Below are 23448 nucleotides of genomic sequence, written 5' to 3'. Positions count from 1 at the left end.
CGACGATTCTCGTTAGTGCGCGGAGTGAGTGAATGGCCTACGACGCCGAATTGCCTGACCCTGTTCAGAATCTGCGCGCCTTCACCAGCGGGCGTAAGTTCAAGACCGTTCTCGCCGATCCGCCTTGGCAGTTTCAAAATCGCACCGGCAAGGTAGCGCCTGAGCATCGGCGTCTGAACCGTTATCCGACCATGACACTGGACGACATCTGCGACCTGCCGGTGTCCGAGGTCGTGGAGGATACGGCCCATCTTTACATGTGGGTGCCGAACGCCCTGTTGCCCGAGGGATTGCGGGTCATGGAGGCTTGGGGCTTCCAGTACAAATCCAACCTTGTCTGGCACAAGATCCGCAAGGATGGCGGCTCCGACGGACGCGGCGTCGGTTTCTACTTCCGCAATGTGACCGAGCTGATCCTGTTCGGTGTGCGTGGCAAGAACGCCCGGACGCTCGACGCGGGCCGCAGCCAGGTCAACATGATCCAGACCCGCAAGCGCGAACACAGCCGCAAACCTGACGAACAGTATGAACTGATTGAGGCATGCAGCCCTGGGCCGTATTTGGAGCTGTTCGCGCGGGGCGAGCGGCCGAAGTGGGCCGTTTGGGGCAATCAAGCGGATGAAACGTACACGCCGACGTGGAAGACATATGCCTATAATTCGGCGGTGGCGGCAGAATAGCTACTGTGACCAGCAGTACTGCTGAGCATATGAGGGGCTTGGGGCTTGGGGCTTTGAGCCATGCAAACTGGCACGCTGGCTTCGTAAGTTTCGAAAATCCTTACTGGGCTCAACTCTCCATTCTCCAAGCTGCTCATGCGGCTGAAATTCTCATCAAAGCGAGAATTGCGGAAGAGCATCCTCTGTTGATTTTCCGGGATCTACCTAAGCAGCAGGGGTCAGAGATTGCCAGCTTGAGCCAAAGCAGGCTCCTCTCTGAAGGGCGAACTTACGATTTCAGTGAGTTGCCAGACCGTCTTTGGGCAACCACTGGTATCCATCTTCCTAATCGTGATTTGTATAGTAGTTTCGGACGTTTAAGAAACACTATCCAACATTTCACATATCCCGACGGTCATGATCTTTCACAGCGAGCGCTAGAATTCATATTTGGCGTAATAGATCCTTTTATAAATAATTGTTGGGGGTTGTACGGGGTCGATTTTGTTGAGGACTATGACGGTATAGTTGATTTCGCAGCTACGTTGCTGCGGCGACAAATACGCTTTCTTGTATCTCCTGACCTATCAAAAGACTGGTCATATATTCATGACCCTTGGCATGGCGTAGAAGATAACTATCGAAGTGAAATGGAGCGGAGGCTACTTCAGTCTGAGAGTGGCACCGAGGAGAGTTCAAGCTCGACTTAAAAGTTAAGCTTGCGCTCTAAAGTCGCCCCTTCCTGAACCGCTCCTGCGCCTCCGCCGCCGCCTCGGCGCGCCAGCGTTTCGGCGCGGATTTGTCGACGGTTTCGCCGGCGCCGGTCAGGGCTTCGTTGGCGAACTCCAGGTCCATCAGCTTCATGCGCTTGATCTCGTCGCGCAGGCGGCCGGCTTCCTCGAACTCCAGGTTGGAGGCGGCCTCGCGCATGCGGCCTTCCAGGTCGCGCAGGGCGGCCTGGAAGTTGGAGCCGACGAAGGGTTTGGAGGCTTCGGCCACGCCTGGTTTGGTCAGGCGATCCATCTCGCGCGACTCATAGGGGCTGTCCATGATCTCCTTGATGTCGCGCTTGACCGTTTCGGGCGTGATGCCGTGTTCGGCGTTGTAGGCCATCTGCCGTTCGCGGCGGCGGTCCGTCTCGGCGATGGCGCGCTCCATGCTGCCGGTCATGCGGTCGGCGTACAGGATGACGCGGCCGTCCACATTGCGCGCGGCGCGGCCGATGGTCTGGATCAATGAGGTCTCCGAGCGCAGGAAGCCCTCCTTGTCCGCATCCAGGATGGCGACAAGGCCGCACTCGGGGATGTCCAGACCCTCACGCAGCAGGTTGATGCCGATCAAACAGTCGAACGTCCCCAGCCGCAGGTCGCGCAGGATCTCGATCCGCTCCAGCGTATCGACGTCGGAGTGCATGTAGCGGACGCGGATGCCCTGCTCGTGCATATACTCGGTCAGGTCCTCGGCCATCTTCTTGGTCAGGGTGGTGACGAGGCTGCGATAGCCCTTGGCCGTCGTCGCCTTGACCTCGTCGATGACGTCGTCGACCTGGTTGCGGGTCTTGCCCGAGACGGGGCGGATCTCGACCGGCGGATCGATCAGGCCGGTGGGGCGGATGACCTGCTCCACGAACACGCCGCCCGCCTGTTCCATCTCCCACGGGCCGGGGGTGGCGCTGACGTGGACCGTCTGGGGGCGCATGGCCTCCCATTCCTCGAACTTCAGCGGGCGGTTGTCGATGCAGGAGGGCAGGCGGAAGCCGTATTCCGCCAGCGTCGACTTGCGGCGGTAGTCGCCCCGGAACATGCCGTTGATCTGGCCGATGGTGACGTGGCTCTCGTCCACGAACAGCAGGGCGTTGTCGGGGATGTATTCGAAGAAGGTCGGCGGCGGCTCGCCCGGCGCGCGGCCGGTCAGCCAGCGGCTGTAGTTCTCGATGCCGGCGCAGCTGCCGGTGGCCTCCATCATCTCCAGGTCGAACCGGGTGCGCTGTTCGAGGCGTTGCGCCTCCAGCAGCTTGCCGTTCTCGACCATCCAGTCCAGCGTCTCCTTCAGCTCCGCCTTGATGCCGGCGGCGGCCTGGTTCAGCGTCGGGCGCGGGGTCACATAGTGGCTGGCCGCATAGACGGTGATCTCGTTCAGATCGGCCGTCTTCTTGCCCGTCAGTGGATCGAACTCCTGGATCGCCTCCAGCTCGTCCCCGAACAGGCTGATGCGCCAGGCGCGGTCTTCCAGGTGGACCGGGAAGATTTCGATCACGTCCCCGCGCTTCCTGAACATGCCCCGGTCGAAGTTCAGGTCGTTGCGCTTGTACTGCAGCGCGATCAGATCCGCCCGCAGCTTCGCCTCGTCGATCTGATCCCCCACCTTCAGCGTGAACGTCATTGCCGTATAGGTCTCAACCGATCCAATGCCGTAGATGCAGGACACCGACGCCACGACGATGACATCTTCCCGTTCTAGTATAGCCCGCGTCGCAGAGTGCCGCATACGGTCAATCTGCTCATTGATGCTTGAGTCCTTTTCAATGTACGTGTCCGTACGCGGAACATAAGCCTCTGGCTGATAGTAGTCGTAGTAGCTGACGAAGTATTCTACCGCATTATCGGGGAAAAACGACTTGAACTCGGAATAGAGCTGGGCCGCCAGCGTCTTGTTCGGCGCCAGGATCAGGGCGGGGCGCTGAGTTTCCTCGATCACCTTGGCCATGGTGAAGGTCTTGCCCGAACCGGTGACGCCCAGCAGCACCTGGTCGCGGTCCCCGGCCTGGGCCTGGGCCACCAATTCGGCGATGGCGGCGGGCTGGTCGCCGGCGGGCGTGTATTTGGTCTCAAGCCGGAAGCGCCCGCCCTTCTTCTTGCCCTCGTGCGAGGGGCGGTGCGGCACCCAGTCGGCGGGCGCGGCGACCGGCTCCTCCGGCGTCAGGCGCGGCCCGGCGACCGGGGCGAACATCGGCATCTTGCCGGTGTCGCGGATGAAGGCGGCCGAGGCCTCCTGCACCCCTGGATTTGGGACGTGAACGGGCTTGGCCGGCTTGGCGGCGGCGGGCTTCGGCGTCGAAGAACGGTTCATGAACAGAACTTAGTGAGTGAGGGCGTGTCTCGCCATAGCGCGCTGAGTTGCGCTGGGTTGCGGTCGGTTCAGCTTGACACCCTCGCACAGTATGCCCCATACACTGTGTGTCACACACTATGTGGCGTACGGAGGTGGTGGGTGAGCGAGAACGACGAGGCGCTGCTGTTCGAGAGCCTGCGGCTGGAGCTGCGGCGAGGGTCGTTGATCCTGGCCGTGCTGGCGAGCCTCAGGCGCGAGCAATACGGCTATTCGCTGCGGGTCGCCCTGGGCGAGGTCGGGGTCGAGATGGAGGAGAGCACCCTCTATCCGCTGCTGCGCAGGCTGGAGAGCCAGGGGCTGCTGGATAGCGAATGGCGCGAGGAGGAGCGGCGCAAGAAGCGGTTTTACCGCCTGTCGCCGCGCGGGGAGGCGATGCTGGAACGGCTCGCTGTGGAATGGCGCGGCCTGTCGGCCTCGCTGGAGAAGACGCTGTGAACACCGGGAAAGAGGGAGAGACCGGCATGGACCTGGTCGAACGTTATCTGAAGGCCGTGGCGGCCCAGCTGCCGAAGGACAACCGCGACGACATCGTCGCCGAGCTGCGCGACGAGATCATGGGGCGTCTGGAGGCGCTGGAGGCTCGACTGGGAAGGGCGCCCACCGACGACGAGGTCGAAGCCCTGCTGCGCGAGGTCGGTCATCCGCTGACCGTGGCGGCGCGCTATCGCCCAGGACCGCAGGCGCTGATCGGGCCTGAGCTCTATCCGTGGTGGATGTTCGGGCTGAAGGTCGGGCTGACGGTGATGGCGGCCGTCACCCTGATCGGCCTGGCGGTGCGGGTCTTGGCCGGCGACGTCTATGTGGGCCAGGCGATCGGGCAGGGGATCTCCAGCCTGATCAGCGGCGCGATCACGGTTGTCGGCCTGCTCACCGCTGTCGGTTTCGTATTGGAGCGTCAGTCGAAGAAGCCGGACTTCATCGCCAAATGGCGCGTCAAGGATCTGGGCCTGTTCGAGTTGGGCGGCGATTTCGACGCCGAGCAGTGGACGACCCAACGGATCGCCAAGGGCGAATGGTTCACCAGGGGCGACGAAGGGGCCTCAAAGTCGGGCCAAGCCGTGCGCAAGAGCGCCGAAATGTCGCCCGTGGCGCGTGCGGTGGCCAGCGCCATCGGCTGGACCGTGGTGCTGTTGTGGTGGACGGGCCTGTTGCAGGCCGCGCCGATCCGGCCGGAGGAACTGGCTGGCGTTGTCGACGGCGTCGATTACGGGCGCATTCTGGCCGACATGGTGCGGGTCGCCTATTGGCCGGTCGCCCTGTTCGCCGCCTGCCGCATCGGCTTCGACCTGTTGCGGGCGGCGTCGGGCGGCAATGTGCGGGTCACGGCGCTGGGCGACCTGGCTTTCGGGATCGCCGCCGCCTGGGGCCTGCTGTGGGTCTGGTTCTGGTCGGCGCTGTCGCCGCTGATCTGGGTCGGCAGCGTCACCGATTTCGTGGATCGGATTCGGGTTCTCATCGGCCGCTCCGGCGACGATGTCGGCGGGGTGGCGACGATCCTGATGGTCGTGGTCGTTTGGGCCTTCGCCGCAGAGGTGGTGCGGGTCATCCGCGCGGCGGCGCGACTGGTCGTCGGTCGATAAGGCGATATCCCCTCTTGACGGCGTGTAACCTATAGGTGATATGTCACCTCAAGGTTACTTCAGGAGGAAGTTGTGAACAAGGACGAAAACGCCGCAGTTCTGCGGGTGCAATCGAGCCGGCGTCGATACTGGTGGGGCGGCGTCGCCATGCTCGTCATCGGCGCCGCCGCCTTGGCCGGCGGCGCCGGCTTCGCGCTCATGCATGGAACGGAGGGCGATCAGGCGACGACCGCGGGCGTGGCGGCCGGCTTCGGTTTCGGGCTGTTGATCATCGGGGCCATGATGGCCTGGTGTGGCCGCCCCGGACAGCCGATCGATGTGGCGGAAAGCCGTGACGGCGCCCGCCGCGAAAAGCTGCAGCGGGGGCGCACGCAACAGCTGGTCCTCTATCCGTTGGTGCTGCTGCTGTTCATGGCTCAGGCGCATCTGGCCATGCAGCGGGTCTTGGGCGGCGACCACAACCTCGGCGCCTATGTGCAGATCCTGCTGCCGGTTCTGTACGGCTGGCTGATTCCCGTGCTCGTCATGGGCTGGGACTGGAATGCGCAGAAGAACCGCCGTCTGATGGAAGACGAGCTGACGCAGGTGCTGCGGGCGCGATCGATGATCCTGGCCTTCGTCGTGCTGATGGGCGGGGTCACCGTGGCCCTGGGTCTGGGTCTATGGCGCGCGGACTATGGCGTGCTGGCTCTGCCTTATGTCCTAGCGCTGGGCGGGGCGTCGGCGGGCCTGCGGTTCGCCTGGCTGGATCGCGAGGCCGGTCGCGATGGGTGATCCCAGGCTCGGCTCGCGGCTGAAGGAGGCGCGCACCGCCGCAGGCCTGACGCAGCAGGGGCTGGCCGACAAGGCCAGCGTCTCGCGCAAGACCATCAACACGGTCGAGAACGGCGTCTTCGTGCCCTCGACCGTTCTGGCCCTGGAACTCGCCCGGGCCTTGGATACGACGGTGGAGGCCTTGTTCTTCCTAAGAGACTGATCCGATTGATGTCCGAAAACCGCGAGACATCGCCGGGCAGGCGGCGCATCCTTCGGGCATGGATCAGCTGTTGGATCAGGAGGCCTGCTGGCGCGCCGTCGTGGCGCGGGACGCCCGTTTCGACGGGCGTTTCTTCACCGGCGTGACCTCGACGGGCATCTACTGTCGGCCCGTCTGCCCGGCGCGGACGCCGAAGCGCGAGAATGTGGTCTTTCATCCCAGCGCCGCAGCGGCCGAGGCGGCGGGCTTGCGGGCCTGTCTGCGGTGCCGGCCCGAGACGGCGCCGGAAATGGGCGCCTGGCGCGGCACGTCCAATACCGTCAGCCGGGCCTTGGCCCTGATCGAGGCAGGGGCGCTGGATGTCAGCAATACGGATGGGCTGGCGACACGGCTGGGTATGGGCGAGCGGCAGCTGCGCCGCCTGTTCCGCCAGCATCTGGGCGCCGCCCCGGTCAGCGTGGCTCAGACACGGCGCGTCCTCTTGGCCAAACAGTTGATCCACGAGACCGACCTGTCGATGGCCGAGGTGGCGATGGCGTCAGGCTTCGGCAGCGTGCGACGATTCAATGAGACGTTTCAGGCCTTGTATAGTCGCGCGCCGTCGGACCTGCGGCGTCGCAAGGTCGAATCCGAAGCGGGCGGAGTGATCAGGATTGGTCTGTCCTATCGTGCGCCCTATGACTGGCCCATCATGATGTCGGCGCTGGCTATACGCGATGTCGCGGACGAGACCGTGGTGGACGGCGCCTGGACGCGGCGGCTTCGATTGGACGTGGACGAAACCGACGGTGCGGTGACGGTTCGACCGGCCGGTGAAGGCAAGGCGGCGGTCGAGGCGCTGATCGACAATCTGAAAGCCTTGCCGGGCGTGCTGGCGCGGGTGCGGCGCGTTTTCGACCTCGCCGCCGATCCCGAGGCGATCACGCGCGACCTGTCGGCCGATCCCGTTCTGTATGCCGCAATCAGGGCTAGGCCGGGGTTGAGGCTTGCGGGCGACTGGATCGATGCGGGTGAGGATGCGCCCAGCGACCGGCTGACGACGACGGACGCCGCGCTGCTGGCGCGCGCCGAGCGGTGGCGGCCGTGGCGGGCCTATGGCGCACTCTATTGGGCCCTGAGCGAGGAACGGCGAAATGACCGAGCAGCCTGACATGCATCTGACCCTGGATCGCATCCCGTCCCCGGTAGGCGAGGTGCTGGTCGTCACCGACGCCGACGGCGCGGTGCGGGCATTGGACTTCCACGACTACGAAGCCCGTCTGCGCCTGCTGCTGCGTCGACACTACGGTGAGGTCGTGCTGACCGAAGGCCGCGCGCCGGAGCCGGTGCGCCGGGCGGTAGAGGCCTGGTTCGAGGGCGATCTGACCGCCTTCGACGCGATCACGGTCCGCACCGGCGGCACGGATTTCCAACGCGCGGTGTGGAAGGCCTTGCGCGACATTCCGACCGGCGAGACCCGCACCTATGGTCAGCTTGCTGCGGCCATCGGCGCGCCAAAGGCCGTCCGCGCCGTGGGCCTGGCCAACGGCGCCAATCCGGTCGGCGTCATCGTGCCCTGCCACCGCGTGATCGGAGCGAATGGAACGTTGACCGGCTATGCTGGCGGGCTTGAGCGCAAACGCTGGCTGTTGGCGCATGAGGCGGGCGGCCGGCTGCTTTAGCCCCGCGTGAACCGTTCGGGCGGCAGGGCGGCGTGTGTGAAGCGGGCCTGACGCACCGCGCCCTTGAAGTAGTTCACGCGGTTGATGCGGCAACCGACCGAGGCGCGGCCTGGCCCTTGCGGCTTGAACGGCACCGCATGTTCGCCCTGCAGGACGCCGTCGACATAGGCCCGGTATAGGATGCCATCGAATGTTTGCGCGACGTGGAACCATTGTCCGCACGGATGGAGCCGCTCGGGGAAGATCAGGGTGTGGTTGTAGCCCGGCCCGCGCGTGAAGGCGTCCAGGTACCAGCGGTCCTGAACCACGCGAATTTCGAACAGGAAGCGCGTCTGCGACGGCGGCTGACCGGCGGGCGCGTCTTCGGCGAGATGAAACCAGCGCTGTTCGAAGGCGCCGCCGTCGGGTCGGAACAGGGCCTCGAAGGTGAAGGTTTCGGCCCCGGCCAGCGGATGCTGATCGATGAACAGGGCGTCGTCCACGCCGTCGAACTGAACCGCTTGGCCGAAGGGACTGTCGATAAGGCCCGGCGCGTCCTCGACGCGGGTTTCGATCCCCCCGATGTCGGTCAGGCGATCGAAGGTCCATACCGTCTGGAGCGGCGACGCAGCCGTCATGGTCGCGCACCCCGGCAGGATGACAGCCGCGGCGCTTGATGCGCCCAGGGCCATCAGGCGGCGGCGGTCCAGCGGCAGGACGTCAGGCATGGTTCATCTCCCGGCGGTTTTGTCGCGCGACACTATGGGATCGGCGGCGTGAGGCAACGGCCTGCGTCCCGGTTCGTTGTCTCGATCCCTACAGACTGGAGTATCGACGATGAAACTTTCCAATGGCGCGCTGGTGGCGGTGGTCGATGGCGAGAAGCTGGCCCTGTTCAAGAATACGAACGCTTCGGACATCAAGCTGACGCCGCTGGAAACCCCGGCCATCGCGGATCGGGTTTCGGGCTCTGCCGGCCGCCGATCCAATGAGGCGAACCCCGACAATGACACCCAGGCTGAGGACGGTTTCGCCATGGGCGTCGCCGAGGTGCTTAACAAATGGTCGGTCACCAACAAGATCGACGAATTGCTGGTTATCGCAGCGCCCAAGACGCTGGGCGAACTGCGCAAACATTGGCACAAGGACCTTCAAGCCAAGCTGGTCGGCGAGATCGCCAAGGATCTGACGGGCCATTCCAGCGATCAGATCGCCGCCGCCATCGACAAGGCGTGAAGACAGACGGGCGCTGTGCGTGGCGCCCGTCCCTTGATCAGGCGACGCGTCTCGATTGCGCCGTCTGACCCAAATCAAAGCGGCTGATCAGCCCCTCCAGTTCGCCGGCCTCGTTCGTCAGGGCGTGGCTGGCGGCGGTGGATTCCTCGACCATGGCGGCGTTCTGCTGCGTGAACTGGTCCATCTGATTGATCGCCACATTGATCTCGCCGATGCCGACCGACTGTTCGCGCGTCGCGGCGGCGATGGTGCGAACCAAGGCGTTGGCCTCCGCGACCTGGACAGCGATGGCGCTGAGGCTATCGCGCGTCAGCGACACCTGATCGGATCCGCGCTGAACATTGCTTTGCGACAGCGCGATCAGCGCCTTGATCTCTTTTGCGGCGCTGGCTGACCGTTCGGCCAGGCCCCGCACCTCGGAGGCGACCACAGCGAAACCGCGTCCGGCTTCCCCGGCCCGGGCGGCCTCGACGCCGGCGTTCAGGGCCAAAAGGCTGGTCTGGAAGGCGATTTCGTCGATGACGCCGACGATCTGATTGATTTGGGTGGAGGACTGCTCAATCTCAGACATGGCGCCGATCGCGTCGTGGACGACGGCTTCGCCCTTGTCGGCCGCCGCCTTTGCAGCCTCTGTGATGTCGCGGGCGCGCTCGGCGTTTTCGGCGCTGCTGCGCACCGTCTGCGTCAGCTCATCCAGCGCGGCGGCGGTCTGCTCCAGACCGGCGGCCTGCTGTTCGGTGCGGCGCGACAGGCTGTCGGCGGCGGCGGCGATGTCCTGGCATCCGCCGCGCATCGACTGAGCCGTGGTCCAGATTCCGGTCATCGTCGTGTGCAGCTGGTGCAGGGCGGCGTTGTAATCTTTCGGGATGCGACGCGTGTCGGCGGTGAAGCCCGCCTCCGGCATCCGCCAGGCCAGTTCGCCTGCGGCGAGACGCGACAGACCCTCGCCCAAAGTCTCGACGGCGCGGGTTTGCGAGGCGGCGAAAAGCTCGGTCTCTTCGGCGTGCCGGCGACGATCGGTTTCGGCGGCCGCACGCTCGCGTTGCTGCTGATCGCGACGGGTCAGACCGTCGGCAAGCTCAAGCCGGAACCCTTCGAGCGCCCGCGCAATCTGGCCCAGTTCGTCGGCCTTGTCCGCACCGGCGACGGGAATGTCAAAGCGTCCTTCGCTCATGGTCCGCACATCGGCCGTCAGGCGCGCCAGCGGGCGTCGGATCAGGCGGTCGCTGGTGACTAGAAGCGCGACGATGATGGCGGCGATGATCAGAACGCCGCCGACCAGAAGCATCAAAGCCAACTGCCGCGCCGGGCCCTCGATCGTCTTGACGGGGATGTCCAGCACGACGGCCCAGGTCGCCTTTTGGCCGGGCAGGATCACGGGCTGAACCAGACGTCGAAGCGGCTCGCCGTTCACGCTGACGCCCTCGACCGCCTGCGCTTGTCGTTTGGCGATGACGTTGCGCACGATGTCCGCGCCGGCGTCGGCATAGGCCTGGCCTCGCACGGCGGCGTCGGGATGCGCGACCCAGACGCCCTTGTTCGACACCAGAGTGACGCGACCGGCGCCCAGCGGCTTCATCGCCGCCAAGCGCTGCGACAGGTTGGCCAGGGTGATGTCCAGTCCCGCGACGCCGATGATGCGGCCGTTGGCGTGCACCGGATAGGCGACCGAGGTCATCGCGACCTTGCCGCCGCCAATGTTCTCTTCGTACGGTTCGACCACGACCGGCGCGCCGCTGGCCATCGGCTCGGTGTAATAGGCCTGTTCGAAGTCCGAGCCGTCTGCCTCAGGTTCCAGGGAAATCTGGCCGTCGCGGCGCACCCAATAGACTGAAAGTCGTCCGTTGACGTTCGAACTGGTCGCCGCATCACTAATGTGGGCGGCGTCGGCGCCGACGGCGTCAGGGGCGGCCATGAACCAGGCGCCCATGACCTGATCGGTCGCTTCGGCGTTCGGCTTGACCAGGGCCATATAAGCGGCGCGGTCGGTCAGGCCCGTCTGTCGTGCGGCGCCCAGTGTCGCTGCCAGGGTTTTGGCGCCCGTGCCCGCCGAGACGATCTCGTTGCGGATTTCTTGCGAGGCCTCTTGCGCAGCGCTTTCGGCGTATCGGCCGGCCATGTCGCGGACAATCGCGCCGGAATAGGCCGTCACGCCGATGGCGGCGACGATCATCAAGGCGCCGATGGCGAGCCCCGCCACGACGGCGAGCTTTAGGGCGATGGAAAGGCGATTGAACGAGAACATGTCGGGCTCCGTAGGCCTGTCCCTATGCCCCCGCGCCCGCAAACGCCCGGTTAAGGGCGCACTACGTATTTACGCGCCGTCCAGAAACAGGCGGCACGCCGCATTGGCGGTTTCATCGACGTAGGGGTAGCCCAGGTCGGCAAGGGCGGCTGACAATTGGTCCTGTTCTTCAGGCGGCACGCTGATGCCCGCCAGCACCCGGCCGACGTCGTCGCCGTGGTTGCGATAGTGGAACAGCGTCAGGGCCCAGGCGGGTTGCAGGCTGTTCAGGAACCGCAGGAAGGCCCCGGGGCGTTCGGGGAACTGGAAGCGCAGGATGCGTTCGTGGGGCAGGCCGACGGTGCGACCGCCGACCATGTAGCGGACATGCAGCTTGGCGGTCTCATTGTCGCTCATGTCCTCGACGGCGTAACCGCCCGAACGCAGGGCCGCGATCAGGTCGTCGCGCTCGTGCGGACCGTTTCGCAGGGCGACGCCGACGAAAATTTGCGCCTGCCCGTCGCCGGACCAGCGATAGTTGAACTCGGTGACCGAACGACCGTCCAGACTGTCCAGGAATCGACGGTAGTCGTCGCGGTCGTCCTTCATCGCCACGGCCAGCAGGGCCTCGGCGCCCTCGCCGATCTCGGCCCGTTCGGCGACGTGGCGCAACCGGTCGAAGTTCAGATTGGCGCCCGAGTTGATGGCGATCAGACTGCCGCTTCCGGGGTGGGCGGCGGCCCAGGCCTTCAGCCCCGCCAAGGCCACGGCTCCGGAGGGTTCGGCAATGGCGCGGCTGTCGTCGAAGATGTCCTTGATCGCGGCGCAGATGGCGTCGGTGTCTACCAACACGATCTCGTCCAGCAGATCCTTGCACAGCCGAAAGGTCTCGGTCCCGGCTCGACGCACGGCGACGCCGTCGGCGAACAGGCCGACCTCGTTCAGGGTCACCACCTCGCCGGCGTCGATGGCGGACTTCATCGTCGGGGCATCCACCGGCTCGACGCCGATGATCCGGGTCTCGGGACGCAGGAATTTGACGATGGCGGCGACCCCGGCGGCCAGGCCCCCGCCGCCGATGGGCACGAAGATGGCTTCGATCGGATCGGCGTGCTGACGGGCGATCTCGAGGCCCACCGTGCCCTGGCCCGCGATGACATCGGGGTCGTCGAAGGGATGGATGAACGCCGCGCCGGTCTGGCTTTCCAGGTGGCGGGCGTGGGCATAGGCCTCGTCGAAACTGTCGCCGTGCAGGACCACCTCGCCGCCCAAAGCGCGGACGGCCGCGACCTTTATGCCGGGGGTGGTGGTGGGCATGACGATGGTGGCGGGAATGTCGCGACGTGCGGCCGCCAGAGCCACCCCTTGCGCGTGATTGCCGGCCGAGGCGCAGATGACGCCCCTGGACAGTTCGTCCTCCGACAGGCCGGCGATCTTGTTGTAGGCGCCGCGGATCTTGAACGAAAAGACCGGCTGCAAGTCCTCGCGCTTCAGCAGGACGGGCCGGTCGAGCCGGGCCGACAGGCGGCGCAGCGGGTCGAGGGGCGTTTCCTCCGCCACGTCATAGACGCGGGCGGTGAAGATGCGGCGGATGGTGTCCTGCATGGAAATGCTGCGGATAGGCGCTTGGAAGCAAAGAAGTGGGCTGCCGTCTAGGCGATATTCGCCGAAATGGGAACGGTTTTTGCAAATCTTTGTCTTCGGTGGCGGATAGGAGGCGGCATGCATTTCCTCTTGCACAGCGCCCGCATAGGCCTACATTGCGCCTGCTTATGCTAAATGTGAGCATAAGGGTATGGAGATGATCATGGCTGACGACGCCTTTGGTCTGACGAAAGAGCTGGCGCGGGAAACCGCCGGGGTGTGGGCCAAGGTCAAGGACCACGTCACGCCTTTGGAGTGGCCCGAACAGGCGCGCCTGATCAGCGAGATCAACCGGCTGAAGCGTGAACGCGACGCCGTAATCCTGGCCCATAACTATATGACGCCCGAGATCTTCCACGGGGTCGGCGACTATGTCGGCGACAGCCTGGGCCTGGCCAAGGAGGCCGCGCGGTCGGACGCCAAGGTGATCGTCCAGGCGGGCGTCCACTTCATGGCCGAGACGTCCAAAATCCTGTCGCCCGAGAAGACCGTGCTGATCCCCGACCTGCGCGCCGGGTGCTCGCTGGCTTCATCGATCACCGGGGCGGATGTGCGGCTGATCAAGCAGCGCTACCCCGGTCTGCCGGTCGTGACCTATGTGAACACCACCGCCGATGTGAAGGCCGAGACCGACATCTGCTGCACGTCCGCCAACGCTGTTCAGGTGGTGGAGTGGGCGGCGAAGGAATGGGGCGTGGACCGCGTCATCCTGATCCCCGACGAATATCTGGCGCGCAACGTCGCGGCCCAGACGACGGTCGGCATCATCGCCTGGAAAGGTCGCTGCGAGGTGCATGAGCGGTTCACGGTGGACGACATCGCCGAGATGCGCGCCGCCTATCCGGGGGCCGAAATCCTGGCCCATCCCGAATGCCCCGAAGACGTGCTGGCGGCGGCGGACTTCGCCGGCTCGACGGCGGCGATGACCGACTACGTCGAGGCGCGCCGGCCCAAACAGGTGGTGATGATCACCGAATGTTCGATGGCCTCGAACGTGGCCGGCGACGTACCGGGCGTGCAGTTCATCGGCCCGTGCAACCTGTGCCCGCACATGAAGCGGATCACGCTTCAGAACATCCACGACTGCCTGCTGAACATGCAGTTCGAGGTCACGGTGCCGGCCGACATGATCGAGCGTGGACGCCTTGCGGTGCAGCGAATGATCGACCTGCCGCCGCCCGCCATTCCCGCGCGCTACGATCTGGTCAAGGCGCGCCACCACGTGGATGTGGAGCTGATCTGAGCGTGACGCGGCGATCGGTCCCGGAGACGGGACGGTCGTCCGCGCCCATCTGGACGCCATGAGCAACACAGACACCACAGATCAGACGCCCCACCGCACGCCGGGGCCTTGGGACGCCAAGCCCGAAGCGACATCGGCGCGTGAAACCGCGCCGGCGCCCGCGGCCGAAGCGCCGATCGAGAAGGACCAGAGCCTGGTGTGGGCGATGCTGTCCACGGGGTTGATGGGCGGCTTCCTGTGGTGGATCACGGGCAGCGCCATCGTGGCGGGCGCGGTGCTGATCGGCCTGTTCGTCCATGAGGCGGGCCACGCCCTGGCGATGAACAAGCTCGGCATGGGGCCGGCCCGTATTTACATCATCCCCTTCCTGGGCGGCCTCGCCAAAGCGCGGCGGGAGCCAAAAAGTGAGTGGGACGGGGTTCTGGTGTCGTTGGCCGGACCGGCGTTCGGCCTGCTGGTGATGATCCCGTTCGTCGGGGTCTGGATGGTTCTGGGGCAGGGAGAGTGGCTGATGGGCGCCTTCTTCATCGCCATGCTCAATCTGGTGAACCTGGTGCCTGCGCCGCCTCTGGATGGATCCAAGGCTCTTGGCCCGGTGCTGACGCGTGTGCATCCGCGTCTGGAGCAGATCGTGCTGCTGGTCATCGGCGTGGCGGTGGTCTGGTGGGGGCTGACGACCGGGCGGTTCATTCTGGCCGCCTTTCTGGCTCTATCGGTGTTCAGCCATTTGAAGCGCGGCGTCTGGCGTGCGGCCTGGGGAACGCTGAGCTGGCCCGAGGCGGGCAAGAGCTTGGCCCTCTATCTGCTGACCCTCGCGGTGTGCGCGGCGGCGGCCGTCGGCGCCCTTATGCCGATGACCGGGGGCGATCCGGCCGGCGCGGTGCAGTTGGGCCTCAACTATTTGGGCTTTGGACGATGAACCGAACGCGGCATGACGGACCTCTGATCGTCGGGGCGGGCCTGGCGGGGCTGTCGGCCGCGCTGGAGGGGGCCAAGACCGGCGCGAAGGTTCTCGTCGTGACGCCCGAGCCCTTGCTGAGCGCCTGTTCGTCCGCCTGGGCGCAGGGCGGGATGGCGGCGGCGCTGACAGGGCAGGACTCGGCCGCATTGCACGCGAAGGACACCGAGGCGGCGGGTGCGGGTCTCGTCGAGCCGGTCGCGGCGCGCGCCCTGACCGACGCCGGGCGCGAGACTGTGGAATGGCTGGCGGCCCTGGGCGCGCCGTTCGACCGCGATGCGGACGGCGGTTTCGTCGTCAGCCTGGAGGCGGCCCACTCGGTGCCGCGCGTGGCGCGGGTCGGCGGCGACGGGGCCGGGCGGGCCATCCTGTCCGCCGTGGTTGCGGCGGTGCGAGCTGAGAAGCTGATCGAGGTGTGGGACGACGCGCGGCTGAAGGGCCTGCTGCAGGACGCCGACGGCCGTGTGGTCGGGGCGGTGGTCGTGCGCGGCGGACGTCTGGTCCAGATCACGGCGACGGCGGTCGTCCTGGCCACCGGCGGGGCGGGCGGCCTGTTCGCGGCGACCACGACCCCGGCGGCGCTGAAGGGCGAGGGTATGGCGCTGGCGGCGCGCGTCGGCGCGGAAATCCTCGATCCGGAGTTCGTGCAATTCCACCCCACTGCCATCGACGTGGGACTGGACCCCGCGCCGCTGGCGACCGAGGCTCTAAGGGGCGAGGGCGCGCGGCTGATCGATGGTCAGGGGCGCTTTCTATTGGGCGACGAGGCCGACGCCGATCTGAAACCGCGCGACGTGGTGGCGCGAGCGGTCCATGCGGCGCGGGCCGACGGTCGAGGGGCCTTTCTGGATGCACGCACGGCGATCGGGGACGAGTTTCCGCACGCGTTTCCGGCCGTCTTCGCCGCCTGTATGCGCGCCGGCCTGGACCCGCGCATCGGCCCGATCCCGGTGATGGCGGCGTGCCACTATCACATGGGCGGGATCGCCGCCGACGCGGACGGCCGCACGACGGTTGCGGGCCTTTACGCAGTCGGAGAATGCGCGGCGACCGGAGTGCACGGCGCCAACCGGCTGGCGTCCAACTCTCTGCTGGAAGCGGCGGCCTTCGGTCGGCGCGCGGGCCGGTCGGCGGCACAGGAAGTCGGCGGCGGCCGCGCGTTGGCGACCGAGGTTTCGCCCGACCTGCCAGATGAGGCGATGGCCGAACTGCGGACCGCCATGACGGCGCATGCCGGCGTGGTGCGTGACGCGGAGGGACTGCAGGCCCTGATCGCCTTGATCGACCGGCTGGAGAGGCAGTGCGGGCCAGCGGCTGTTCTTCTGGCGGCGCGGCTGATCGCCCAAGCAGCGCTGGACCGGCGCGAGAGCCGGGGCGGGCACTATCGCTCGGACTATCCGCAGACGGATGGGGTCGCTGTGCATACGCGGGTGCGGATCCCGCACCCGGCTGCGTTGGAGGCGGCGGAATGAGACGACTTCCAGAAGTCCTGATTGAGCCCGTCGTACGCCTGGCGCTAGCCGAGGATCTGGGTCGGGCCGGCGACGTGACCGCCATGGCCTGCATTCCAGAGGATGCGCGGATGAAGGCGGCCTTTTCGGCCAGAAAGCCCGGCGTGCTGGCCGGCATCGACTGCGTGCGTCTGGCCGTGCTGGCCATGGACCCCAAGGCCTCGGTCGATTTGAGATTGAGAGACGGCGACGCCTTTGACGCGGGCGCCGTGCTGGCTGTTGTCGAGGCCGAGGCGCGGGCCTTCCTCTCGGCCGAGCGGACGGCGCTTAATCTTGTCGGACGGCTCAGCGGTGTGGCGACTTTAACGCGCACCTATGTCGAGGCCGTCGCCGGGACCAAGGCGCGGATCGCGGATACGCGCAAGACTACGCCGGTGCTGCGCGCGCTGGAGAAGCACGCCGTGGCCTGCGGCGGCGGGATCAACCATCGCTTCGGTCTGGATGACGCCATCCTGATCAAGGACAACCACGTCGCCGTCTGCGGCGGCGTCGCCGAGGCGGTGCGGCGGGCCAAGGCCTTCGCTCCGCATCTGATGAAGGTCGAGGTCGAGGTCGATGGGCTGGATCAGCTGGACGCCGTATTGGCCCTGATCGACGAGGGCGCGGCGCCCGATGTCATCATGCTGGACAACTTCAGCCTCGACGACCTGCGCGCCGCCGTGGCGCGCGTCGCAGGGCGGATCGTGCTGGAGGCCTCGGGCGGGGTCGATCTGACGACGGTGCGCGGCATCGCCGAGACGGGCGTGGATGTCATCTCGGTCGGCGCCCTGACCCATTCGGCGCCCGTTCTCGATATTGGCCTGGACGCGCTCTGATCGCTTCCAGGCCTCCGCCGATCAAGCGGGGCTGGAGGCCGTTTCGGCGACTTCGGTCTTGGCCGAGGTCTCGTTCGCCCGCGCAGGGCGGGAAGCCGGTTGGGACACGGCGGCGCGCGTGGCGGCAGGCGAAGGTGTCGTCGACTGGGCCGCCGGTGCGGGCAGGGCGCGACCTTCCTGCGCCAGCACCATCGAATAGGCGACCGCCTGTCCGGCCTGACGCGCAGTTTCGACCGGGTTGAGGCCGGCCTGGATCAGGCGCGGCTGGTCCGCCGGCGCCGCGCGACGGGCGGCGTAGGTGAAGGTACCGCCGGTGCTCGAACGGCCGCCGAAGCGATAGAACAGATGGCTGCCGACCTGGCTGACCTGCACCAGCGACGAACGCCAGCCCGGCGTCACGGCTGTGGTGTGGAAGTGGGTCGCATTGCCGACGCGCGAGAAGACCGACCCCGACATGGCGTTCGAGGCCACGGTCCTGGCGCGGTTCCAGGCGGCCTGGTTGACGCGGCCGCGCATCGCTCCGGAGCAGGTGAAGGAGAACTGGCAACCGGTGCTGCGCGCCGCGCCCTGGAAGACGACGCCGCAGACAGTCTTGGGGAAGGCGGGGTGGCGCACGCGGTTCAGTACGACCTGGGCCACGGCCTTCATGCCGTCGGCGCCCTCGCCACGGGCTTCATAATAGACGGCCTGAGTCAGGCAATCGAGATCGCGGCTGGCGTCCAGCGCGTTGGCCACGCGGAAGGCGGGCGCGGCGGTCGGTGCTGTCAGGCTGGCGCGGCGAAGGTTGGGATCGCCGGGCGCACGGAGTTGTTCAAGACGGGCGGCCAGCAGTTCGGCCTGACGGTCGCGCTGGGCCGAGCCCGCGCTGGTGTAGGGATCATGACGACGCGCAATGGTCAGGGCGCTGGCGTCGAGGCCGCCGGCGGCGGCGGCCAGGGCTTCTTCCGTGAAACCGGCGGCGGTGGCGCCTTGAATCCGTTCGGCCTGGGCGCGCAACGTCGTCGCGCGCGCCGTCGTGCCGCCCAGATAGGCGCATCCGATCGCCAGTCCCAACAGACCGCCAAAGGCTGCGACAGCCGTCATGGGCTTGATCTTGGCCACACGATCGGCGCGCAAAATGGCGCGCGTCTGCGAAGAATGCGACAACGAGGTAGTCCTGTTCAGCAGGGCGAGAAACGCGGCCCCCGGGGTAGTCTTGCCGGCGAGGCGACCCATTGCGGTCGCGGTCCAGCCTGCAAATTCCGGCGCTCGGCTCAGTGGCCCGGGCGTCGAGGACGGGCCATTAGCCAGCCTTTTATGGCCTCAATGTGTTCGATTCGCAATCCGATGGTTAACGCATCGGATTCGGTGGGTATTTTTCAGTCGCGGCGACCCGTGTGGCTGCAAAACGGCAAGACTGGATAAATCTATAGGCCGAATACTGTATCCATCAACAGTTGAACTTGTCATATCTAAATATGCTGCATCGCAGCAAGCTAACTGGAACGAACAAAGCTGTTTAGAATTATGGCGGTGGTTGTCGGCGCAACTAGAGCCCAAGCCAGGAACCGCTATGACGCGTTCGCGTTGAAGCGTGGCCTTTGGAGAGAAGCCCATGACTAAAATGATCACCTTGAGCGCAGCCGCTGCGGCGGCGCTCGCCCTGTCCGCCTGCGGCGCGACCATCGAACAGAAGGCCGCCAGCGGTGCTATCGCCGGCGCGGTCGTCGGCGGCCCGGTCGGCGCCGCCGTGGGCGGTGCGGCCGGGACGGCTGTCGGCCAAGCGCAAAAGCCGAACTAAGACCGCCTCGGTCGACGCACGCTCTTATCGCCGCGCTTGCGATCAGGCCTGCGGCGCCTATCTGATCGAAGTGTTGCGGCCACGCCGCCGCGACGCTCCAAATGACGCATCGGGCCGATTTGCGGGCTGCGAACCTTGATTTTCGCTCGCTTATCGGCTTTGTGCGCCCCGCTTCGGGCCGTGCGTGGCGCAGCCTGACCCCCGACGACCGCCCTGGTCGCTCACAAGGAACCCTGACGCTTTCGCATGAAAGATCTGAAGACCGGATTCTCCGACCGCATTACCGCCCAGCAAGAGGCCAAGAAGGCCCTGCTCGCCAAATTCAAGCCAAAGGCCGCCGCGCCCGATCCCGAGTTCGAGCGTCTGGCTGAAAAGCGCGCCGCCGAAAAAGAGGCCCTGCGTCAGCAGCACGAGCTGGCCAAGGCCGAGCAGCGTCGTGAAAAGGCTGAAAAGGAAGCCGCGCGTCTGGCCGCCGAACTCGCCGCCCAGGAAGAGATCGACGCGGAAAAGCGCGCCGACCGCAAGGCGCGCAAGCAACTGACTAAGGAAGAGCAGAAGGCCAAGCGCGACGCGCGTTACGCCGCCCGCAAGGCCCGCCGCTAAATCCAGCTGCGGCTCCAAACAGATCGACGCGTCGCATCGGTGCGGCGCGTTTTTCTTTGGCCGTCAGGTCCCCGCTTCGTTAGTTCGTCGTCGCGGCGCTGAGGCGTTCCAGCAGGGCGCGCAACTGGTCCGACGAATAGGGTTTGCGCAGCAGGGGCCAGATCGTGTCGGCCAGCACCGCATCCACGTCCTCGCCGACGTAGCCTGAGGTCAAGGCGATCCGCAGATTCGGCCAGCGCGCCGCCGCCTCGCGCGCCAAATCGATGCCGCTCATGCCGCCGGGCATCACCACGTCGGTCAGCATCAGATCGAAGTCGTCGGCTTGAAGGAACTTCAGCGCATCGTCGCCCGTCTCGGCCCAGTCGACCTCCAGCCCGAAGCCTTCCAGGATTTCCAGCGCGATCGCGGCGACGCCGGCGTCGTCCTCCACCAGCAACATCCGCCCGCCCTCGACCAAGGGGGCGCCATCGGCGGCGACCAGACAGGACGTCATTGCGGCGTCTTCCGCCGACAGAGGCGGCAGGAAGATGCAGATCTCGGCCCCACGTCCCGGCTCGGAGATGATCTGGACGCCGCCGCCTGACTGGCGTGCGAACCCATAGACCTGGCTCAGCCCCAGGCCCGTCCCTTTGCCGACGCCCTTGGTGGTGAAGAACGGTTCGAACACTCGGTCGCGGATGTCCGGCGACATGCCTTCGCCGTTGTCGGCGACGCTGACGCAGACATAGTCGCCCGCCGCCAGTTCGGCGATCTGTCCGGCCTCGACGGTGCAGGCCCGCGTCTGCACGGTGATGCGGGCCTGGCGGCCCCTGGCCCCGGTCACATCGCCCAGAGCGTCGCGCGCATTGACGATCAGGTTCAGCAGCGCGGCTTCGAACTGGGCCGGATCGACATTGGCGGGCGCGCCGCCGCGCTTCAGCTTGACCTTGAAGTCCACGGCCTCGCCGACGGCCCGGCGCAGCAGCGGTTCGCTCTCGCGGATCAGGGCGTTCAGATCGATCGGCTCGGGCCGCAGAGCCTGACGACGCGAGAAGGCCAGCAACTGGTGCGTCAGGCTCTCGCCCCGTCGCGCCGCCGCCAACGCCGCCTCGCCCAGCTTCTTGCGCTTGGCCGCGTCCTCGCTGCGCAGGATGATGTCCAAGGCCCCGATCACGACGGTCAGCAGGTTGTTGAAGTCATGCGCGACCCCGCCGGTCAGCCGCCCGACCGCCTCCATCCGCTGGGCATGAACCAGTTGCGCCTCGGCCTGGGCCTTTTCGATCAGGGCCTCGTCAACCCTTTCTTCCAGCAATTCATTGATGCGTTTCAGGTCGTCTTCGGCCCGCTTGGCGTCGGTCACATCTAGACAGGCGCCGACATAGCCTTGGAAAAGGCCGGAGGCGTCGAAGCGCGGCACGCCTTCGGTACGCAACCAGCGCGGACCGAGCGTCGGGTGGTTGATCCGCGTCAGCGCCTCGAACCGATCCCGGGCCTCGAAGGCGCGCATGAAGGCGCCGGCGAACACCCCTTCGTCGTCCGGGTGGATCAGGCGTCGCCAGCTATCGGGCAGATGCGCGTCCGCCTCCACGCCGAAGAAGGTGCGGTAACGCTTGTTGGCGAACACCATCTGGGCGGCGTCGTCGCTCATCCAGATCAGGGCGGGCGCGCTGTCGGCGACGGTGCGGAAGCGGTTCTCGGATTCCTCTAGGCGCGCCTGGGCCGTGCGCATATCCGTCACGTCGAACGCCACGCCCACGAAGCCGACAACCTCCTGACCGGCCAGACGGGGGCGGGAAAAGGACTTCAGCCAGCGCCATTCGCCATCGTGACGGCGATAGCGCGCCTCCATCGAAAAGGGCTCGCGCGTCGCTTCCCCATTCACGGACTCGGCCAGAATGCGCGCCTGATCCTCAGGGTGCAGCACGTCGCGCCAATCCAGGTTGAGGACGGTCTGATAGTCCGAGCCGTGGAAGTCGACATAGGCGCGGTTCACGAAAGCGCGTTTCCGATCCTGTTTGGTGACCCAGATCAGCACCGGCGCGGTGTCGGCGATGGCGCGGAACCGCTGTTCGCTCTCACGAGTCTCGTTTTCCGCGCGTGCGCGTTCGACCTCGGCCCAAGTGCGCGCCGCGACTTCTTCGACCAGGCTGACCTCCGCCTCGGTCCAGTCGCGCGGCGTCGCCGAATGGACATAGAGAAACGCGCGCAGGCGTCCGGTGCGGATCAGCGGCGCGCGCACCAGGGCGCGGGTCTGGATGGCGTCGAAGGCGTCGGCGACCGCCGCCGTGCGAGGGTCCTCGCGCACATCCGAGATCTCGATGGTGCGGCCTTCGTTCAGGTCCGCGATCAGACCTTCGCCAAAGGCGTTCAGGCTGAACTGACCCTGAGCGCTTGCGACGCCGGCGGTCCAGTCGCGGCTCATGGAGACGACGCCCGCCGCCTGATCCACCTCGCCATAGCCCACCCGCTCGACATCCAGCAGGGCGCCGAGCGTGCTCTCCACATCGGCCATGATGTCTTCGGGATCGGTCAGGTCGCGGAGCCGGTCGCTGAGGTCCAGCAGGAAGGCCTGGCGTCGCGCCGCCCGCGCCGCCGCATCCAGAGCTTCACGGGTTTCGGTCACGTCGAACGAGATGCCGGCATAGCCCACGAAGACGCCTTGCCCGTCGAAGCGCGGCCGCACGACGGCCCGCATCCAGCGCCAGACGCCGTCCTGCCCCAGAACGCGCGCCTCCATCTGAAACGGCTTGCGATCAGCGGCGCCGGCCTTCTCTGCCGCCTTTACGGTCTCCAGATCGTCGGGGTGAACGGCGGTCTTCCAGCCGCCTTCGCGCAACGCCTCGATGTCCAGTCCATGCAGGGTGAAGACGGCGGCGTTGACGAACTCGAACTCGCCCTTGGCATCCAGCAGCCAGATCGGCGAGGGGGCGGTATCGGCGAGTTCGCGGAACCGGGTCTCGCTTTCACTCAACCGCGACAGGGCCTTGCGGAGCGACGCCCCCACCGCCGCGATGAACAGGCCGACGAGAACGAAATTCCAGGTCGCCGCACCGCCGATGGCGTCAAGCACGCCATCCCGTCCGGTGGCCGTCAGCGCGACGATCGCCCAGCCGCCGCCGGTACACACCGCCAGCGCCGTCAAGGCTGCGGTCCAGCCGGCCGCCAGAGCGGCCAGGGTCACCGCCGGCAACAGGATGGTGAAGCCGGTCACCTCGCCATACAGCGGCGACGCCGCCGCCCGGATCGCCAGACCCGCGAGAGCGATGCCGATCCCGATCAAAAGGCGATGCGTCGGCGAGGCCGTCGACAAGCGCGCCAGGCCGATCAGCCAGCGATCCATGACCGCGATCCGCCGTTTCGATCCGCCTGCGCTCATATCGTCGGTTCGCCCCACCAGCGACGCGTTTGCCTCGCTGGAACATAGTTTTACACCTTGCGTTTGGGGCGACCACCCCTGACGCGCAGTGGGTTTGATAACGGCGGTCGTCG

At 66.4% G+C, this 23448-nt stretch carries 21 protein-coding genes; 15 read left to right on the top strand and 6 right to left on the bottom strand.

Going from position 1 to position 23448, the window contains the following annotated elements:
* Window positions 1–32: 32 nt before the first annotated feature.
* Together E4341_RS13850 and E4341_RS13845 are read left to right on the top strand one after the other, a co-directional pair.
* On the top strand, window positions 33–680 hold the full coding sequence (locus tag E4341_RS13850) for an MT-A70 family methyltransferase (RefSeq protein WP_165118057.1): 648 nt from the start codon (window positions 33–35) through the stop codon (window positions 678–680).
* Between the two features lie 5 nt (window positions 681–685).
* The gene (locus E4341_RS13845) at window positions 686–1369 is read left to right on the top strand and encodes a hypothetical protein (RefSeq protein WP_165118055.1); all 684 of its coding nucleotides are present in this window, start codon (window positions 686–688) and stop codon (window positions 1367–1369) included.
* 16 nt (window positions 1370–1385) lie between these two features.
* Here E4341_RS13845 and uvrB read toward each other — a convergent pair whose 3' ends face one another.
* Entirely contained in the window at window positions 1386–3728 is a 2343-nt protein-coding gene (gene uvrB / locus E4341_RS13840; RefSeq protein WP_091749650.1) for an excinuclease ABC subunit UvrB, read from the bottom strand.
* 141 nt (window positions 3729–3869) lie between these two features.
* Between uvrB and E4341_RS13835 the strand changes: the two genes are divergently transcribed.
* From E4341_RS13835 to E4341_RS13810, 6 genes are all read left to right on the top strand, one after another.
* Window positions 3870–4205: a PadR family transcriptional regulator gene (locus E4341_RS13835; RefSeq protein ID WP_165118053.1), complete on the top strand. Its 336-nt coding sequence runs from the start codon at window positions 3870–3872 to the stop codon at window positions 4203–4205.
* Window positions 4202–5350 (top strand): hypothetical protein, encoded by a 1149-nt coding sequence (locus tag E4341_RS13830; protein ID WP_240893576.1) that lies wholly within the window; start codon window positions 4202–4204, stop codon window positions 5348–5350. The genes E4341_RS13835 and E4341_RS13830 overlap by 4 nt, the downstream gene beginning before the upstream one ends.
* 72 nt (window positions 5351–5422) lie before the next feature.
* The gene (locus E4341_RS13825) at window positions 5423–6124 is read left to right on the top strand and encodes a hypothetical protein (protein WP_091749641.1); all 702 of its coding nucleotides are present in this window, start codon (window positions 5423–5425) and stop codon (window positions 6122–6124) included.
* Complete coding sequence (locus E4341_RS13820; protein WP_017504712.1) at window positions 6117–6326, top strand: helix-turn-helix transcriptional regulator; 210 nt, start codon at window positions 6117–6119, stop codon at window positions 6324–6326. Before E4341_RS13825 ends, E4341_RS13820 begins: the two co-directional genes overlap by 8 nt.
* A gap of 58 nt (window positions 6327–6384) precedes the next feature.
* Complete coding sequence (locus E4341_RS13815) at window positions 6385–7476, top strand: bifunctional transcriptional activator/DNA repair enzyme AdaA (protein ID WP_165118051.1); 1092 nt, start codon at window positions 6385–6387, stop codon at window positions 7474–7476.
* Window positions 7460–7987 carry a methylated-DNA--[protein]-cysteine S-methyltransferase gene (locus E4341_RS13810; RefSeq protein WP_165118049.1) on the top strand — a complete coding sequence of 176 codons (528 nt, stop codon included), beginning with the start codon at window positions 7460–7462 and terminating at the stop codon, window positions 7985–7987. The genes E4341_RS13815 and E4341_RS13810 overlap by 17 nt, the downstream gene beginning before the upstream one ends.
* On the opposite strand, the gene E4341_RS13805 is transcribed toward E4341_RS13810, so the two are convergent.
* The gene (locus E4341_RS13805) at window positions 7984–8694 is read right to left on the bottom strand and encodes a LamG domain-containing protein (RefSeq protein WP_165118047.1); all 711 of its coding nucleotides are present in this window, start codon (window positions 8692–8694) and stop codon (window positions 7984–7986) included. The two genes, E4341_RS13810 and E4341_RS13805, sit on opposite strands and share 4 nt — an antisense overlap.
* 109 nt (window positions 8695–8803) lie before the next feature.
* On the opposite strand from E4341_RS13805, the gene E4341_RS13800 reads away from it, so the two are divergent.
* Window positions 8804–9202: a host attachment protein gene (locus E4341_RS13800; RefSeq protein ID WP_017504716.1), complete on the top strand. Its 399-nt coding sequence runs from the start codon at window positions 8804–8806 to the stop codon at window positions 9200–9202.
* A 37-nt stretch (window positions 9203–9239) separates the two neighbouring features.
* On the opposite strand, the gene E4341_RS13795 is transcribed toward E4341_RS13800, so the two are convergent.
* Together E4341_RS13795 and ilvA are read right to left on the bottom strand one after the other, a co-directional pair.
* Window positions 9240–11447, bottom strand: a complete 2208-nt coding sequence (locus E4341_RS13795; protein WP_165118045.1) for a methyl-accepting chemotaxis protein — start codon at window positions 11445–11447, stop codon at window positions 9240–9242.
* Between the two features lie 69 nt (window positions 11448–11516).
* A complete protein-coding gene (gene ilvA, locus E4341_RS13790; protein ID WP_165118043.1) occupies window positions 11517–13031 on the bottom strand; it encodes a threonine ammonia-lyase, biosynthetic in 1515 nt (504 codons plus the stop codon).
* A gap of 190 nt (window positions 13032–13221) precedes the next feature.
* Here ilvA and nadA point away from each other — a divergent pair, with 190 nt between their 5' ends.
* From nadA to nadC, 4 genes are read left to right on the top strand one after another with little or no spacing between them, the layout of a single operon-like run.
* Window positions 13222–14313: a quinolinate synthase NadA gene (gene nadA, locus E4341_RS13785; protein ID WP_240893575.1), complete on the top strand. Its 1092-nt coding sequence runs from the start codon at window positions 13222–13224 to the stop codon at window positions 14311–14313.
* A gap of 58 nt (window positions 14314–14371) precedes the next feature.
* A complete protein-coding gene (locus E4341_RS13780) occupies window positions 14372–15232 on the top strand; it encodes a metalloprotease (RefSeq protein WP_165118039.1) in 861 nt (286 codons plus the stop codon).
* Window positions 15229–16743, top strand: coding sequence for an L-aspartate oxidase (locus E4341_RS13775; protein ID WP_165118037.1), 1515 nt, complete (start codon window positions 15229–15231; stop codon window positions 16741–16743). The genes E4341_RS13780 and E4341_RS13775 overlap by 4 nt, the downstream gene beginning before the upstream one ends.
* Window positions 16740–17597: a carboxylating nicotinate-nucleotide diphosphorylase gene (gene nadC / locus E4341_RS13770; protein WP_165118035.1), complete on the top strand. Its 858-nt coding sequence runs from the start codon at window positions 16740–16742 to the stop codon at window positions 17595–17597. Before E4341_RS13775 ends, nadC begins: the two co-directional genes overlap by 4 nt.
* Window positions 17598–17618: 21 nt before the next feature.
* On the opposite strand, the gene E4341_RS13765 is transcribed toward nadC, so the two are convergent.
* Complete coding sequence (locus tag E4341_RS13765; RefSeq protein WP_205751307.1) at window positions 17619–18680, bottom strand: cell wall hydrolase; 1062 nt, start codon at window positions 18678–18680, stop codon at window positions 17619–17621.
* A 511-nt stretch (window positions 18681–19191) separates the two neighbouring features.
* Between E4341_RS13765 and E4341_RS13760 the strand changes: the two genes are divergently transcribed.
* Both E4341_RS13760 and E4341_RS13755 read left to right on the top strand, forming a co-directional pair.
* Entirely contained in the window at window positions 19192–19377 is a 186-nt protein-coding gene (locus E4341_RS13760) for a hypothetical protein (RefSeq protein ID WP_165118033.1), read from the top strand.
* A gap of 246 nt (window positions 19378–19623) precedes the next feature.
* Entirely contained in the window at window positions 19624–19980 is a 357-nt protein-coding gene (locus E4341_RS13755) for a DUF6481 family protein (protein ID WP_055752926.1), read from the top strand.
* A gap of 79 nt (window positions 19981–20059) precedes the next feature.
* Here E4341_RS13755 and E4341_RS13750 read toward each other — a convergent pair whose 3' ends face one another.
* Window positions 20060–23299, bottom strand: a complete 3240-nt coding sequence (locus E4341_RS13750; protein WP_240893574.1) for a PAS domain S-box protein — start codon at window positions 23297–23299, stop codon at window positions 20060–20062.
* Window positions 23300–23448: the final 149 nt, after the last annotated feature.

The organism is Brevundimonas sp. 'scallop', from assembly GCF_011045535.1.
Taxonomy (GTDB): domain Bacteria; phylum Pseudomonadota; class Alphaproteobacteria; order Caulobacterales; family Caulobacteraceae; genus Brevundimonas; species Brevundimonas vesicularis.
Note: the sequence above shows the minus strand (reverse complement) of the source record. Positions and strands in the feature narration are given on the sequence as shown.

Excerpts from the sequence above, each read along its gene's own strand:
- E4341_RS13850 (WP_165118057.1), top strand. The coding sequence starts at position 33 with ATGGCCTACGACGCCGAATTGCCTGACCCTGTTCAGAATCTGCGCGCC.
- E4341_RS13780 (WP_165118039.1), top strand. The coding sequence starts at position 14,372 with ATGAGCAACACAGACACCACAGATCAGACGCCCCACCGCACGCCGGGG.
- nadA (WP_240893575.1), top strand. The coding sequence starts at position 13,222 with ATGGAGATGATCATGGCTGACGACGCCTTTGGTCTGACGAAAGAGCTG.
- E4341_RS13815 (WP_165118051.1), top strand. The coding sequence starts at position 6,385 with ATGGATCAGCTGTTGGATCAGGAGGCCTGCTGGCGCGCCGTCGTGGCG.
- ilvA (WP_165118043.1), bottom strand. The coding sequence starts at position 13,031 with ATGCAGGACACCATCCGCCGCATCTTCACCGCCCGCGTCTATGACGTG.
- E4341_RS13760 (WP_165118033.1), top strand. The coding sequence starts at position 19,192 with ATGACTAAAATGATCACCTTGAGCGCAGCCGCTGCGGCGGCGCTCGCC.
- E4341_RS13755 (WP_055752926.1), top strand. The coding sequence starts at position 19,624 with ATGAAAGATCTGAAGACCGGATTCTCCGACCGCATTACCGCCCAGCAA.
- E4341_RS13800 (WP_017504716.1), top strand. The coding sequence starts at position 8,804 with ATGAAACTTTCCAATGGCGCGCTGGTGGCGGTGGTCGATGGCGAGAAG.
- uvrB (WP_091749650.1), bottom strand. The coding sequence starts at position 3,728 with ATGAACCGTTCTTCGACGCCGAAGCCCGCCGCCGCCAAGCCGGCCAAG.
- E4341_RS13765 (WP_205751307.1), bottom strand. The coding sequence starts at position 18,680 with ATGACGGCTGTCGCAGCCTTTGGCGGTCTGTTGGGACTGGCGATCGGA.
- E4341_RS13750 (WP_240893574.1), bottom strand. The coding sequence starts at position 23,299 with ATGGATCGCTGGCTGATCGGCCTGGCGCGCTTGTCGACGGCCTCGCCG.
- E4341_RS13795 (WP_165118045.1), bottom strand. The coding sequence starts at position 11,447 with ATGTTCTCGTTCAATCGCCTTTCCATCGCCCTAAAGCTCGCCGTCGTG.
- E4341_RS13805 (WP_165118047.1), bottom strand. The coding sequence starts at position 8,694 with ATGCCTGACGTCCTGCCGCTGGACCGCCGCCGCCTGATGGCCCTGGGC.
- nadC (WP_165118035.1), top strand. The coding sequence starts at position 16,740 with ATGAGACGACTTCCAGAAGTCCTGATTGAGCCCGTCGTACGCCTGGCG.
- E4341_RS13820 (WP_017504712.1), top strand. The coding sequence starts at position 6,117 with ATGGGTGATCCCAGGCTCGGCTCGCGGCTGAAGGAGGCGCGCACCGCC.
- E4341_RS13810 (WP_165118049.1), top strand. The coding sequence starts at position 7,460 with ATGACCGAGCAGCCTGACATGCATCTGACCCTGGATCGCATCCCGTCC.
- E4341_RS13775 (WP_165118037.1), top strand. The coding sequence starts at position 15,229 with ATGAACCGAACGCGGCATGACGGACCTCTGATCGTCGGGGCGGGCCTG.